General features: G+C 55.4%; 11 protein-coding genes. 7 read left to right on the forward strand and 4 right to left on the reverse strand.

The features are described 5' to 3' along the window. Positions 1-10 precede the first annotated feature (10 nt). From BUC26_RS06750 to BUC26_RS06770, 5 genes are all read left to right on the forward strand, one after another. Entirely contained in the window at positions 11-1,600 is a 1,590-nt protein-coding gene (locus BUC26_RS06750; RefSeq protein WP_073374575.1) for a glucose-6-phosphate isomerase, read from the forward strand. A gap of 293 nt (positions 1,601-1,893) precedes the next feature. After that, positions 1,894-3,174 carry a dissimilatory-type sulfite reductase subunit alpha gene (dsrA, locus tag BUC26_RS06755; protein WP_073374578.1) on the forward strand — a complete coding sequence of 427 codons (1,281 nt, stop codon included), beginning with the start codon at positions 1,894-1,896 and terminating at the stop codon, positions 3,172-3,174. Positions 3,175-3,231: 57 nt separating this feature from the next. After that, the gene (dsrB, locus tag BUC26_RS06760) at positions 3,232-4,359 is read left to right on the forward strand and encodes a dissimilatory-type sulfite reductase subunit beta (protein WP_073374580.1); all 1,128 of its coding nucleotides are present in this window, start codon (positions 3,232-3,234) and stop codon (positions 4,357-4,359) included. A 92-nt stretch (positions 4,360-4,451) separates the two neighbouring features. After that, positions 4,452-4,694: a dissimilatory sulfite reductase D family protein gene (locus BUC26_RS06765; protein ID WP_073374583.1), complete on the forward strand. Its 243-nt coding sequence runs from the start codon at positions 4,452-4,454 to the stop codon at positions 4,692-4,694. A gap of 77 nt (positions 4,695-4,771) precedes the next feature. Continuing rightward, on the forward strand, positions 4,772-5,560 hold the full coding sequence (locus BUC26_RS06770; protein WP_073374585.1) for a biotin--[acetyl-CoA-carboxylase] ligase: 789 nt from the start codon (positions 4,772-4,774) through the stop codon (positions 5,558-5,560). A 34-nt stretch (positions 5,561-5,594) separates the two neighbouring features. On the opposite strand, the gene ahcY is transcribed toward BUC26_RS06770, so the two are convergent. Together ahcY and metK are read right to left on the reverse strand one after the other, a co-directional pair. After that, entirely contained in the window at positions 5,595-6,893 is a 1,299-nt protein-coding gene (gene ahcY, locus BUC26_RS06775; RefSeq protein ID WP_073374587.1) for an adenosylhomocysteinase, read from the reverse strand. A 48-nt stretch (positions 6,894-6,941) separates the two neighbouring features. Further along, positions 6,942-8,105, reverse strand: coding sequence for a methionine adenosyltransferase (metK, locus tag BUC26_RS06780; RefSeq protein WP_073374589.1), 1,164 nt, complete (start codon positions 8,103-8,105; stop codon positions 6,942-6,944). A 355-nt stretch (positions 8,106-8,460) separates the two neighbouring features. Here metK and BUC26_RS06785 point away from each other — a divergent pair, with 355 nt between their 5' ends. Beyond that, entirely contained in the window at positions 8,461-9,432 is a 972-nt protein-coding gene (locus BUC26_RS06785; protein WP_073374591.1) for a KpsF/GutQ family sugar-phosphate isomerase, read from the forward strand. Between the two features lie 17 nt (positions 9,433-9,449). On the opposite strand, the gene BUC26_RS06790 is transcribed toward BUC26_RS06785, so the two are convergent. Then, positions 9,450-12,110, reverse strand: a complete 2,661-nt coding sequence (locus tag BUC26_RS06790; RefSeq protein WP_073374593.1) for a hypothetical protein — start codon at positions 12,108-12,110, stop codon at positions 9,450-9,452. Positions 12,111-12,471: 361 nt separating this feature from the next. On the opposite strand from BUC26_RS06790, the gene BUC26_RS06795 reads away from it, so the two are divergent. Then, positions 12,472-13,530 (forward strand): DUF4388 domain-containing protein, encoded by a 1,059-nt coding sequence (locus BUC26_RS06795; protein WP_073374595.1) that lies wholly within the window; start codon positions 12,472-12,474, stop codon positions 13,528-13,530. Positions 13,531-13,562: 32 nt separating this feature from the next. Here the strand turns inward: BUC26_RS06795 and BUC26_RS06800 are convergent, their stop codons facing one another. After that, positions 13,563-14,186 (reverse strand): HAD family hydrolase, encoded by a 624-nt coding sequence (locus BUC26_RS06800; protein ID WP_073374597.1) that lies wholly within the window; start codon positions 14,184-14,186, stop codon positions 13,563-13,565. Between the last annotated feature and the right edge of the window lie 17 nt (positions 14,187-14,203).

The raw sequence follows: 14,203 nt of genomic DNA on the forward strand, positions 1-14,203 counted from the left end.
AGGAGTCGCCATGAAAACAAAACCGACGGAAACGACGATCTGGCAAAAGCTGATACGACTGGCCGAAAAACCGTACGATTTGACTGCACCGGGAGCATTGTCGGGTTCCGGACGGATCGGCACCATGGTTTGCCGATCGGCCGGCCTGCGGCTGCTCTATGCGATGCAGCGGGTCGACGAGCAGGTGCTGACCGCTTTTCAGGAACTCGCCGACGGTTTTGACCTCGTCGGACGATTCCAAGAGATGCGCGGCGGGGCGGTACTCAACCGAATCGATGGCTGGCCGAGCGAGAACCGGCAGGTATTGCATACCGCGAGCCGCGATCTATTTTCCGAAAATCCGTTGGCCCCGGCAGCGACCGCCCAGGCCAAGCGCGAGCTGACACAACTCGAACGGTTTATCTGGGAGGTCGATGAGCGCCACCTGCTCGGTTCTACCGGTAAACCGTTCACGACGATGGTCAATATCGGCATCGGCGGTTCGGACCTCGGTCCCCGTGCAGTCAACGAGGCGTTGCGGGCTTATTATCGTCCCGGCCGACAGGTCCGGTTTGTCGCCAATGTCGATCCCGACGACGCTTCGGCGGTGCTCGCTTCCGTCGATCTGTCCGAAACCCTGGTGACCATCGTTTCCAAAAGCGGCACGACCCTGGAGACCTTGACCAACGAGGAACTGGCCCGAAGCGCCTATCGCAGTGGCGGGCTGGATCCCGCCCGCCATTTTCTGGCGGTGACCGGGGTTGGCTCGCCGATGGAAGATCCGCAGCGCTATCTGCGCTCATTTGCGATGTTCGATTACATCGGCGGCCGCTATTCGACCACGTCGATGGTCGGTTGCGTTACCCTCGGGTTTGCCCTCGGAATGGAGCATCTGTATGCTTTTCTGCGTGGCGCCGCCGAAATGGACGAGGCCGCCGGGCACCCAGCGGTACGCGACAATCTGCCGTTGCTGCTGGCCTTGTTCGGTATCTGGAACCGCAACTTTCTGGGGTATCCGACACTGGCAATTCTCCCCTATAGTCAGGCCCTGCACCGGTTTCCTGCCCATTTGCAACAATGCGACATGGAGAGCAATGGTAAATCGATCACTCGGTTCGGAGAGCCGGTATCTGCAGCCACCGGACCGATTGTCTGGGGAGAGCCGGGAACCAACGGCCAGCATGCTTTTTATCAACTGCTTCACCAGGGGACCGAAATCGTACCGGTGGAGTTTATTGGATTCCGGGAAAATCAGTACGGTCAAGACTTGCCGGTTGACGGCACGAGTTCTCAGCAGAAACTGATTGCCAACCTGCTTGCCCAGGCGGTGGCGTTGGCATCCGGCCGGGACCATGACAATCCCAACCGCCGTTTTGCCGGTAATCGCCCCAGTTCGATCATTGTCGGCAACCGTCTTGATCCGCGGACCATGGGTAACCTGCTGGCACTCTACGAGGCGAAAATCGTCATGCAGGGGTTTGTCTGGCAGATCAACTCGTTTGACCAGGAGGGTGTCCAGCTCGGCAAACAACTGGCGACCGAGTTGCTCGACCTGCTGAAAAGCGGTACCAATAATGGTTCTACAATCGGCGGGGAATTGCTCCGGGAGTTCGAAAAATAAAGGAACAAGCGTTTGTTCCCGGCGCTGAATCGCAGTTCATTTTTGGACCTGGAAACCGCTGCTTTTTTGTTGACAAAAAAACGCTTCGGTTATATCCTCCTCTGCTACATATTTCGCATTGACACGCAGGTTTGTGCCCGCTGATAATGGCTGCAATCTGAAGTGAAGAAGCACAGGCAGAAAGGAGTTTAACGGCCTGAGGAGGGTGGCTCAACTTTCTGTGCGGATAGGTTTTTAGTACAAGAATAATTGGATAGGGTAGCAGTATAAACAGTAATTCAAAGGAGGAAATCATGGCAAAACATGAGACACCCTTGTTAGACCAACTGGAGACTGGCCCCTGGCCAAGCTTCGTTACCGACCTGAAGAAGCAGGCCGAGACCAAGCCGGAGGTGTATGACATCCTCGGCCAGCTTGAACTGTCTTACGAGGATCGCATCACTCACTGGAAACACGGCGGTATCGTTGGTGTTTTCGGTTATGGCGGCGGTATCGTCGGACGTTACTCGGATATGCCCGAAAAATTCCCCGGCGTCCAGCACTTCCATACGATCCGTGTCGCTCAGCCGGCTTCCAAGTACTACTCCTCCGATAATCTGCGTGCGCTGATGACTTTGTGGGAGAAGCATGGTTCGGGTGTTACCAATTTCCACGGTTCCACCGGTGATATTATTCTGCTCGGCACCAAGACCGAAAATCTCGAACCGTTTTTCTGGGATCTGACCCATGAGTTGGGCCAGGATCTCGGTGGTTCCGGATCGAACCTGCGGACCCCGGCCTGCTGCCTCGGTTCTTCTCGTTGTGAATGGTCCTGCTACGATACGCAGGAGGTTTGCTACCAGTTGACCCTGAAATACCAGGACGAGATCCATCGCCCGGCGTTCCCGTACAAGTTTAAATTCAAGTTCTCCGGTTGCCCGAACGACTGTGTCGCGGCCATTGCCCGTTCCGATATATCCGTTATCGGTACCTGGCGCGACGAGATCCGCATCGACCAGGCGGCGGTCAAAGAGTACGTTGCCGGAAACTATCCGGCCAACGGCGGCGCGCACAGCGGCCGTGACTGGGGTAAATTCGATCTGCAGAAAGAGGTCATCGATATCTGCCCGACTCAGTGCATGTGGCTGGAAGGCGACGAATTGAAGATCGACGACAAAGAGTGCACCCGCTGCATGCATTGCATCAACGTCATGCCGCGTGCCCTGCGCCCCGGAGCGGAGCAGGGAGCTTCGATCCTGATCGGCGCCAAGGCCCCGATCCTGGAAGGCGCCCAGATGTCGACCCTGATCATCCCGTTCATGAAAATCTCCAAAGATGACGAATACGAGGATTTGATCGAGCTGATCGAGAAGGTATGGGATTGGTGGATGGAAATCGGGAAGAACCGCGAGCGTGTCGGTGAGACCATGCAGCGTGTCGGCCTGCCGACCTTCATCAAGGTCATGGAGATCGACCCGATTCCGCAGATGATCAAAGAGCCGCGTTCAAACCCGTACGTCTTCTGGAATGAAGAAGAAGTGCCGGGTGGCTTTGCGCGAGACATCGATGAATTCCGTGCCCGTCACAAAGCTTAAGACGAGCTGTCTATTCATTTTTTAGAACAGAATAATTCAGATAGAAGGAGTAGCATCATGGGTTATAATCCAGACAAACCGATGGAAGGTCGTCTCACCGATCTCGGTCCGCCACACTACGAACAATTCATGCCCCAGGTCATTAAAGACAATAAAGGGAAATGGTTGTGGCACGAGATCGTTCAACCCGGCGTCCTGATGCATAAATCGGAGACCGGTGACGAAGTGTACACGGTGCGTGTCGGTTCCGCTCGCCTGGTTACCTGCCAGTTCATCCGCGAAGTATGCGAGATCGCCGATAAGCATTGCGAAGGCAAGCTGCGTTTCACGACCCGGAACAATATCGAGTTCATGGTCGATGCCAAGGACAAGGTGCAGCCGTTGCTTGACGATTTGGCCAGCCGCGGCAACCGTTTCCCGGTCGGTGGTACCGGCGCCGGTGTAACCAATATCGTTCACACCCAGGGCTGGATCCACTGCCACACTCCGGCTACCGACGCTTCGGGCCCGGTCAAGGCGGTCATGGACGAGCTGTTCGAGTATTTCACATCGATGACGTTGCCGGCCCAGGTGCGTATCGCCCTGGCCTGCTGCCTCAACATGTGCGGGGCTGTCCATGCCTCCGATATCGCCATCCTCGGTATCCATCGTAAACCGCCGATGATTGATCACAAGCGGATCACCGGTGTCTGCGAGCTGCCGCTGGCCATCGCTTCCTGCCCGACCGGTGCGGTCAAGCCGGCTAAAGCAGAGGTTGACGGCAATGAGATCAAGACCGTCAAGGTCACCGTTGAGCGCTGTATGTTCTGCGGTAACTGCTATACGATGTGCCCGGCTATGCCGCTGGCCGACCCGGATGGCGACGGTATTGCCATTCTGGTGGGCGGCAAGATATCCAACCGGATTTCTGCACCGAAATTCTCCAAACTGGTCATTCCGTTCCTGCCGAACACACCGCCGCGTTGGCCGGAAGTCGTTGAAGCGGTCAAGACGATTCTTGAGGCCTATGCCAAAGACGCCAAGAAATACGAGCGCGTCGGCGAGTGGGCCGAACGGATCGGCTGGGAGAGTTTCTTCGAGAAGTGCAATATTCCGTTTACCGAGAAGAGCATCGACGATTATCGCTTGGCCTACAACACCTGGCGGACCACCACGCAATTCAAGTTCACCAGCCATGTTAAGTAATTGACTGGATCTTGACGAGAATGGCCCACTCCGCTCTGCGGAGTGGGCTTTTATGCCTCTGTTTACGGGCAATTCAAGAAAAGGAGAATGCTATGGCTCTGAGTGCTGATGAATTGAAAGCTGCTATGGTGGAGAAGGCTGAGAAATCGCCGAAACCTGCTTTGTATGTCAAGGATTTTTATGCCTGCGATCCGGATTCGAAACCGCGGGTGATCAAGAATATTGCCAATGAACTGGTCCGGGAAGGGAAATTGATGTTCTGGTCTTCCGGTTCGACGACCATGTATGCAACCCCCAGTCGGGTCAAAAACGACGATAGGGAAGACGGGGTCTGATCGTTCTCAGGATCTCTCGTCATCTGTAAGCGCAATGCCCGTCAAGGGTTTTGCGCTTTTCTTTTTTTAGTCTTCCGATGAAAACGGCGTATCACGATGAGTTCCTGCCGGTCGTCGATTCCACCAATCGACGAGCCAGACTGCTCGCCGACCAGGGTGCTCCCCATGGATCTGGCGTCCGGGCCGACCGGCAGACCGCCGGCCGGGGGCGTCTCAGTCGCACGTGGTACTCTCCGGCCGGGCGCAATCTCTATTGTTCCTATATCCTTCGCCCACGTCTGTCGCCTGCTGCCTATCCCCGCCTGACCATGGTTGCCGGCCTGGCCGCGGCAGAGTTGCTGCAGCGCTGCTCTCCAGGCGTCAGGGTCGGTTTGAAATGGCCGAACGATCTGATGATCGGCGGCAAAAAGTGCGGCGGCATCCTCTGCGAATCGTCTGTGGATCACACCGACGACAGTCATAGTTTTGCTATTGTCGGTATCGGTATCAATCTCAATCTGACGAGCGAAGAGATGCCGGCAGCGTTGCGATCGATAGCCACATCGCTTGCTATTGAAGGGGCACCACCTGTCGATGCGGCGGTCATGTTTACCGCGCTGCGTGATCAACTGCTCGCCGATGTCGCCGTTTTCGAGACGGAAGGATTTCAGGAGGTGCTGACTCGTTGGCGCCGTTTCGATGTGCTGGCGGGGAAACGGGCAACCTGGGTGGCACAGACGGGCGAGGTGGTCGCCGGCGTCAGTCTCGGACCAGATGAAAAGGGATTGTTACGAATCGAAGATGAATCGGGCGTTATTCACACCGTGGTCTCCGGCGACATCAGCATGGCCGGAAAGCAAGGTACCAACAGAGGATCGGCCGACTGACAAAGCATGTCTGCCGGCCGATCTCGAGGACGATTCAATAGCGGTAATATTCTGGTTTGTACGGACCGTCGACCGGCACGCCGATATATCGTGCCTGCTCCTCGCTGAGAGTGCTCAAGTGGGCCCCGATTTTCTTCAGGTGGAGCCGGGCGACCATCTCGTCGAGGTGTTTGGGCAGGAAATAGACTTGTTTCTCATAGTGTTCCGGGTGGTTCCATAACTCGATCTGGGCAAGAACCTGGTTGGTAAAGGAATTGCTCATCACAAAGCTGGGATGGCCGGTGGCACAACCGAGGTTGACCAGTCGCCCTTCGGCGAGGACGATGATTTTCTTGCCGTCCGGGAAGATCACGTGATCAACCTGGGGTTTGATATTCTCCCAGGTCAAATCCCTGATCGATGCAATATCGATTTCCGAGTCGAAATGACCGATATTACAGACGATTGCCTGATCGGGCATGCGCTCCATGTGCGATCGGGTGATGACGTTGATGTTACCAGTACAGGTAACGAAGATCGACCCGACAGCCGCCGCCTCTTCCATTGTGACGACCCGATAGCCCTCCATGGCCGCCTGCAGCGCACAAATCGGATCGATTTCGGTGACCAGTACGGTTGCGCCCATGCCGGATAGCGCCTGGGCACACCCTTTGCCGACGTCGCCATAACCGGCAACCACGGCGATCTTTCCGGCGATCATCACATCGGTACCCCGCTTGATACCGTCGATCAGCGACTCTCGGCAGCCGTAAAGGTTATCGAATTTTGATTTGGTTACCGAATCGTTGACGTTGAACGCCGGGCAGCCCAGGGTCCCTTCTTTGGCCATTTCATTGAGCCGATGGACGCCGGTGGTCGTCTCTTCAGTGATCCCCCTGACCTGTCGCAATTCATCCTGATATTTTTGGTGCATGACCAGGGTGAGATCACCGCCGTCATCGAGGATCATCGTCGGCCGCCAGCCATCCGGGCCGAAAATGGTTTGATCGATGCACCACCAGAATTCTTCTTCGCTTTCGCCCTTCCAGGCAAAAACGGGGATGCCGGCAGCGGCCATCGCTGCTGCGGCATGATCCTGAGTTGAAAAGATATTGCACGATGACCAGCGGATCTCGGCTCCCAATTGGATCAGGGTCTCCATCAGGACTGCGGTTTGAATGGTCATGTGCAGGCAACCGGCGATTCTGGCCCCTCTCAGTGGCTGCGACGCGCCATATTCGGCACGCAGGCTCATCAGTCCGGGCATCTCCGTCTCGGCGATGGCGATTTCTTTTCTGCCCCAATCGGCCAGGCTCAGGTCGGCTACTTTAAAATCTTGGCTAGGTGTGGACATTGCTACGATTCCTCTCGGGTAATCAGCTTTTCGCTGTAACGATGGTGGTTAGAGTCCGGCGGCGGCCTTCAAGTCGGCTGCCTTATCGGTGCGCTCCCAGGTGAAGTCGTCTCGACGCCGGCCAAAATGGCCGTAGGCCGCGGTGGCCTTGTAGATCGGACGGAGCAGGTCGAGATGTTGAATGATTGCCTTGGGGCGCAGGTCGAAATGATCCAGAACGAGTTGCCTGATTTGATCGTCGCTGATTCGGCCGGTATGGAAGCTGTTGATGTTTACCGAGACCGGCTGCGAGATCCCGATGGCATAGGCGACCTGTACTTCGATTTCCTTGGCGATACCTGCAGCCACCAGATTTTTGGCGATATATCTACCCATATAGGATGATGAGCGGTCGACCTTGGACGGATCCTTGCCGGAGAAAGCGCCGCCGCCATGGGATCCCTTGCCGCCATAAGTGTCGACAATGATCTTGCGGCCGGTGACACCGCAATCGCCGACGGGTCCGCCAATGACAAACCGTCCGGTCGGGTTGATAAAATATTTTGTGTTACGATCGAGCATGTTAGACGGCAGGACCGGTTTGATAATCTCTTCCATGACCCCTTCTTTCAGGTCTTCGTAGTCGATGGAGGGGGCGTGCTGAGTGGAGAGGACGACCGCATCGATGCGACTCGGGGACCCATCGACATATTCGATGGTAACCTGGCTTTTCGCGTCAGGGCGCAGCCATGGCAGGAGTCCTGATTTACGGACTTCGGCCTGACGTCTGGTTAATCGATGGGCGAAATGGATCGGCATCGGCATAAATACGTCGGTGTCGTCGCAGGCGTAGCCGAACATCAGGCCCTGGTCGCCGGCACCCTGGTCAAGATCGAGACCGCTGCCCTCGTTAACTCCCTGGGCGATATCCGGCGATTGCTTATCGATGGAGGTCAGTACGGCGCAGGACTGCCAGTCAAAACCCATTTCCGACGAGTTGTAGCCGATCTCCCGGACGGTCTGTCGGGCGACATCGGGCATGTCGACCCAGGAAATGGTGGTGATTTCACCGGCGATCAGGATCATACCGGTGGTAACCATGGTTTCGCAGGCGACCCGGGCGTTCTTGTCTTTAGCGATGATGGCATCGAGGATGGCGTCGCTGATCTGGTCGGCGACCTTGTCGGGATGGCCTTCGGCCACCGATTCTGAAGTGAAAAGGTATTGTGCCATGATAACTCCAATGATTCTATTGAAAAAGTACTGCTTGTGACAGCGGGAAGACGACGTGCCGGTACGGATCAGAGTAGAGCTGTCTGATCGTGTCACTAACCTCGCATATTGAAGATGTAACGACTCTTTTGTCAAGGATAAACGAGGATCAGGCAGGGAGATGCAGAAAAATGCTGCCGCCCAAAGTGAAAAGGGGGTAGAATGGCGGTAGTCAACTTGACCATCGACAACGGATGGTTACACTTGGCTCTCATTGATCTCGGCACCCGTGACAAGCTATCGCCGATACGGCGGTAATGCCCCGGAATGCCGTAGCAGAGAGGACCGATATCGTGAAACGTAGGTGGGAAGGAATATGTCGTTAGAAGAAGCACAGGAAGTATTGCTTATCGAAGAACAAGGATTGGCCGTTGTGCGTCAGCGCTTGGGGCGGGAGTTCCTGCAGGCCGTTGAGCTGATCCTTGACTGCCCAAGTCGCTTGATCGTAACCGGTATCGGCAAGTCGGGTATTATCGGCCAGAAAATCGCAGCGACGATGAACAGCACGGGGACTCCGGCTTTCTTCCTCCATCCGGTGGAAGCCATGCATGGGGATCTGGGAATGGTGCAGACGACGGATGTGGTCATGGCTATTTCGTATTCCGGTGAGACCGCTGAGCTCAATCTCTTGCTTAGCAGCCTGAAACGTCGTTGCTCAGCTGTCATTGCGATGACCGGCGGCGTGAAATCAAGTCTGGCGGCAGTCGCCGATGTGGTGCTCGATATCACCGTTCCCCGTGAAGCGTGCCGACTCGGCCTGGCGCCGACGGCATCGACGACGGCAACGCTGGCGCTTGGTGATGCACTGGCCATCGTGTTGATGAAGCGCAACAACTTTCAGGCAGCCGATTTTCGCAAGAATCATCCGGCCGGGAGTTTAGGTGCGCGTCTCCAGGTCAGGGTCGATGAAGTGATGTTGACAGGAGACGCTGTTCCTGCCGTCAGTAATGGCGGTTCCGTCAGTGCGGCGGTGGCCGAATTGAACCGGAAAAACCTCGGCGCCGTGGTTGTGATCGGTCGCACGGGACGGGTCGACGGAATCGTCACTGACGGCGATGTCCGCCGGCTGATTGCCGCTGCCGTCGATTTTCCGTCAACGCCGGTGCGGCAGGTGATGACAGCCGATCCGGTGACGATCAGCAACGATAAACAGGCGGTTGATGCGTTGAGCATCATGCAACATCACGAAATTACAGTCTTGCCGGTAAGCGATGAGGACGGCATGCTGCTCGGCATCCTTCACCTGCATGATCTGCTCGGCAAGGGGGAGTTCCGGTTTCTGTTGTAGGACCGGAATACTGTTCATCAGTCGTTGCCGCTGTAGAACTTCCACTCCCCGGTGGAGAGATTGTGGGTGTATTTCATCACCAGCTTCAAAGGTCGACCGCGACCGATTTCCGTACACTCCAGCCGGAAGAGCAATCTGTCATCCAGTCGTTTCTCGTAGATAACGCGCGGATCGATCAGCGATTCAGCAGGTGACGCGGTGTAATGCCTGGTAAAGAGTTCCTTGAAGTTGTCTTCCAGGTAGGAGATCTTGCCGGCCAGGAGCAGATCGGTCTGGGCTTGTGCCACCGCCTGCTCCGTCTCCTTGAGGATGGTGGTAAACTCTGGATCCCCGCGGAATTCACTGTTTTTGATTGTTGCTATAATAGAGCGAAGCTTGTCGATGGCCGTTTGGAAATTCTCTTCCTTCAAAAAACGGGCGGCTTCCTGCTTGTCTCTGATGACCGAGGCCTGCAGCATGGTTCTGGCCAGTTTCTTCTTGTTTTCTTCGGTGTTGCTCTGCTTGAGCAGATCGCTGTTGCTCTCCAGGATGGCGATGGCCCGTTCGTAATTATTGATCGCCTGATCCCACTGCGCTTCGGTAAATGCTGTTTTCCCGCTGTTGATTGTCTCGTAGAGTTCGGCTTTGACCATCAGGTTCTTGATCTCATCCACCAGCGGATCGCCGGCTCCGGCGGTTTTTATCGCGGCATCGTAGGCGGTTCGGTAATGACCAGCAGCAGTTTGCCATCGTTCTTCGGCAAAGGCAATGTCGCCCTGTTCGTGTGCCGTGGCAACGGCGATTTCGGCGAGTCTGGTGGTGATTGAGGCGACGATCTCGGCCTTGTTCTCAATAGTGAGATCTTTGGCCAGTTCCAGTGCCTGTTCGAGATCCTGGGTGGCGAGGACCCATTTCTCGCGCTTGATGAATTCGTCTCCCGAGCGAAGCAGCGTATTGAATTGCGCCTGCTTTTGCCGCTGGCTAATCGCAAAAACCATTTCCTGGTCGATACCTTCCGGTTCCTTTTCGGCAAGGGCTAGCGCCTGATTGTAATTCGCCAGCGCCTCCTGCCAGTCTTCTTTGGCGAAGGAGGTGTCGCCTTGTGCGGCGAAATGGGAGAAGGCGCGAACGGTCTTGACCACCTGCTTCGGGAGATAGCGCCCGTCGTAGTAGAGATTTCCAGCCAAACCTTGGTGGAGCACTTCCGATTGCAGTACGGCCTCGATGTCCTCGATCAAGGTATCCCGGGCGCTGCTCCGGAAAAATTGAACTTGTTTTGCGATGTCAAGGGCCTGCTGGCACTGCCGCTCGGCCTCGGAGAAACGGTTTTGTTTCAGGATGGTCTGGCATTCCGCCATTTTTTTCTCGGCGTTGACGAGTCGCGAGGTGTTCAGGTAGAGGGAGAGTGCGGCAGCACTGCAGACAATGAGAATCACGGCGCCGAGGGCGTAGGGAATCAATTTTGACGTGTGGCGCGCGGTATCTTCAAAGAAGGTTCGGCGATCACTCTTTTTTTTGACCGGCGGCTCGTCGCGTTCACCGGTGGCGATGGCAGCATCCTCCTCGACGAAGGAGGCGGCCTGTTCGTCTCTTTCTTTGGCTGACGGATCGAGCCAGTCTCCCAAGAGTTCCTTGGCCTGGGCGGTGCGTTCCAGGTCTTCTTGCAGGCCGGGATAATCGGAGACGATTTTCTCGACTTGTTTGAAAGCTTCATAAGCCCGTCCGGGATCACCCTGATGTTCGTGATCGCTGCCTTGATTGTACACATCCCGCGCCTGCTGCAGGGCGGCTTTAGCCTGCTCGGTCAGTCGCGAACGCTCGTTGAACTCATGAGTAGGGGAAAGGGCGCCGAGTTCGCTGTTGAGCTCAAAAAAGCGCTTTTGTTTGGCGAGCAGTTTGAAGCGGTCGCTGTCGAAAGCCGGCGATATATCGGATTCGTCAGTTTCGGGAGGCGGTGGAACGATTTCGTCGGTGATCTGATCGCGGTCATCGGAGCCGAAATAATCAAAGTCGGTCTCGAGGAAACTCTCGTCCAGTGTATCGACCGCTTCACGGTCAACCGGAGTCTGTCCTTCGTCAGCCAGGGATAGCTCGTCAGACTGCTGATTGTCGGAGTCGAAGACTGAATCAAAGGAGGGGACGATTTCCCCGGACTCTACCTGATCGTCGTCGAGCAGAAGCGTCATGTCGTCTTCCGAGGTTTGCTCGTCGTGCCGGTCCTTGCCGCTAAAGGCATCTTCTTCAAGCGTGAGATCCTGCTCGTCGAAAGGCAGGCGATCGGGGCTATCCTTGTACCACTTGGCCGCTTCCTCGTTGAAGGCATTGCTCGTCGAAAACACATGGCCCGAAATCATCTGGCCGATATGCAGGATCAAATCACCTATAGTCCGATCTTTTTCCCAGAAGTCGCCGATGCAGATGGCCGCGGGATCGAAGTCGGGATGAAAGATAGGTGTCTTGGGCTTGCAACTTGGTGGGAAATGGGGAAAGCCGAAAGGGATGTTGATGGTTACGATATGGTTATCGCGGCTTTGGATTTCTCCGGAATCATCTTTGTAAATACCGGTAATATGGTATGTGATTTCGTATTTTTCCGGAGGATCGCCATCGAGCGGGGCGACGGTGATAAGCCGGTTGCCGGAGAACTGCCGAGTGATCTCCTGATAGATACTCTCGAGTTGCTTGGTCGCTGTCGCCATGGTTTGACACCGGTTGCTGGAAAAGAGAATTGCGAGCTCAATGCAGCCATTATATCAACTTCTGGAAACAACACCAAAAAAAAATACTCATCAGTACGTAACGTTCGATGATCAGATCGTCGCCGGACCGACCGGGGAAAACTGGTACCGGCAGATGCCAGCGGTTACAAAGAGACAGGCGCTGCCGAGTTGGTGGCGCCACGTGGCAGGGATAGCTTGCATACTCCGCTGATCCGCGTCGGATTTCCGTCGATGGGCACAGAAAAATCCTCGCCAATCGGAAATCACTCGGTATATTGGTATGGTATCGTTATGCTCTCGGGGACTTAAGGCCCAATGGCGAGGTTTTATCGTAATCGGCATGAAATCATTTATTGCGCAGTTCGAGGTCATAGAGGACAACAATTGTCCCCTCTACGAGGTCGGTGAATGTTTTCGTCTGACGGAACGCTCTTTTACACCACCGGAGAAGAAAGAGGTGTGCTTGATTCTGGTGCGTGAAATGACCGAATTGCTGTTCGTCCTGTTGGGAGAGTCGCCAGACGGTTTGGCTGACGGAGAGGAAAAACGTTATAGCTGCAGTGGTTGTACCGGTTTGATCAAATTCCGCCTGATTCCGGGATCCGACGCTGCGGCCGTCGGCGATGAAGAGCTGCCGCTCGACACCGAACAGCAGGCGTTGCTCGGCAGAATTGTCGACTGCCCGCTATTTAAGACCGTGCCGCCCGCTCTGCTCCGCGAAATGATGGAATTTTTCCGGGAAGAGCGACTCAAAAAGGGCAGGATACTGATGCGGAAAGGTGAGCCGAACCTCGATCTCTTTGTGATTTTATCAGGACAGTTGAGTGTCGATGACGGACCGGTACACATCAGTACCCTCGGCCCGGGTGAGATCTGCGGCGAAATGAGCTATCTCGTCGGTAATGTTGCCGGGGCAACGGTGTCTGCTCTTGAGGAAACCATCCTGATTACCATCGGTGGTGAACATTTTAACAGGATTATAGAACAATCTCCGTCGGTGCAATTGTTTATGGCGCAATTGCTTGCCGAGCGACTGGCCAGGGCCAACACCGCCCGATCGCAGTCCTTCGATTCCTGTATGCAGGGTAGACTCAGGGAGATGGCGCCGGCCGAACTCTTCCAGATCTTGCACATGCACCAGAAAACGGGGGTTCTCACCCTCTATCTGAGTGGTCGGGAAGCAGAAGTGGCCTTTCGTGAAGGTTGTATCATCAATGCCCACTATGGGGAATTGGAGAACCAGTACGCTATTTACGCAATTCTTGCGGAGCGGGAGGGTGTTTACATCTTCCGTACCGGTTTGTCGCCGCACCAGATGAAGGCTGCGGAAATAGGTGATTTCATGGCGCTGTTGATGGAAGGGGTCAAACGAGTGGACGAAGACCGCGGTGTGCATTGATGTCATATCGGCTCGGCGGCCGACAACTATACCTATCTTTTGAAAGGATCAAGCTGGCGAATCTGATTGAACGTTTCCACGTGATAATGTGCCGGCAGCGCCGGGTTTTTGAAAGCGATCAGCGGTACGCCGACGGCCTCGGTGTGTTGCCGGTCGATTTCTGAATCGCCGATATAAATGGTCTGCCCGGCGGTGCAGTTGAAGTGGGCAAGGATGTCATGGAGCGCATCAGGGGCGGGTTTGGGGTGGGCGACGTCGCCGGCGGTGACGACTTTGTCAAAATAGCCGTCAAGCTGAAAGGTCTGCAGCAACGGGCGCATCGTTGTTGTGCGATTGGTGGAGATGGCCAGTTTGTAACGCTTCCTGGCAAATTCGAGAAACTCGATCAGATCCGCTTCCATGACCATAAAGTCGAGATAGGGCGTATAGTCAAGTCCGGCCCGGAAGCGGCGGACCTCTGCCATCAGTTCCCGGTGAGCGTGACGAAAGATATGGTTGACTGAATCGGTAACGTTATGCATGTGGACAAACGAGAGTTCGTCCTCATCCATCGGCGGCAGGGAGAAGGCCGCCAGTATATCATTGTAGTATCGACGGTTGGCCTCCCGCGAATCGAACATGACGCCGTCACAATCAAAGACGATCAATTTCAGCATGGTGTCAAGATCCTGGT

This window comes from Desulfofustis glycolicus DSM 9705, from assembly GCF_900130015.1.
GTDB lineage: Bacteria > Desulfobacterota > Desulfobulbia > Desulfobulbales > Desulfocapsaceae > Desulfofustis > Desulfofustis glycolicus.

What these genes read in the sequence shown, in the direction of transcription:
- ahcY (WP_073374587.1), bottom strand. Translation starts at nt 6,893, where the DNA reads ATGTCCACACCTAGCCAAGATTTTAAAGTAGCCGACCTGAGCCTGGCC.
- BUC26_RS06790 (WP_073374593.1), bottom strand. Translation starts at nt 12,110, where the DNA reads ATGGCGACAGCGACCAAGCAACTCGAGAGTATCTATCAGGAGATCACT.
- metK (WP_073374589.1), bottom strand. Translation starts at nt 8,105, where the DNA reads ATGGCACAATACCTTTTCACTTCAGAATCGGTGGCCGAAGGCCATCCC.
- BUC26_RS06800 (WP_073374597.1), bottom strand. Translation starts at nt 14,186, where the DNA reads ATGCTGAAATTGATCGTCTTTGATTGTGACGGCGTCATGTTCGATTCG.
- BUC26_RS06785 (WP_073374591.1), top strand. Translation starts at nt 8,461, where the DNA reads ATGTCGTTAGAAGAAGCACAGGAAGTATTGCTTATCGAAGAACAAGGA.
- BUC26_RS06765 (WP_073374583.1), top strand. Translation starts at nt 4,452, where the DNA reads ATGGCTCTGAGTGCTGATGAATTGAAAGCTGCTATGGTGGAGAAGGCT.
- BUC26_RS06795 (WP_073374595.1), top strand. Translation starts at nt 12,472, where the DNA reads ATGAAATCATTTATTGCGCAGTTCGAGGTCATAGAGGACAACAATTGT.
- dsrB (WP_073374580.1), top strand. Translation starts at nt 3,232, where the DNA reads ATGGGTTATAATCCAGACAAACCGATGGAAGGTCGTCTCACCGATCTC.
- BUC26_RS06770 (WP_073374585.1), top strand. Translation starts at nt 4,772, where the DNA reads ATGAAAACGGCGTATCACGATGAGTTCCTGCCGGTCGTCGATTCCACC.
- dsrA (WP_073374578.1), top strand. Translation starts at nt 1,894, where the DNA reads ATGGCAAAACATGAGACACCCTTGTTAGACCAACTGGAGACTGGCCCC.
- BUC26_RS06750 (WP_073374575.1), top strand. Translation starts at nt 11, where the DNA reads ATGAAAACAAAACCGACGGAAACGACGATCTGGCAAAAGCTGATACGA.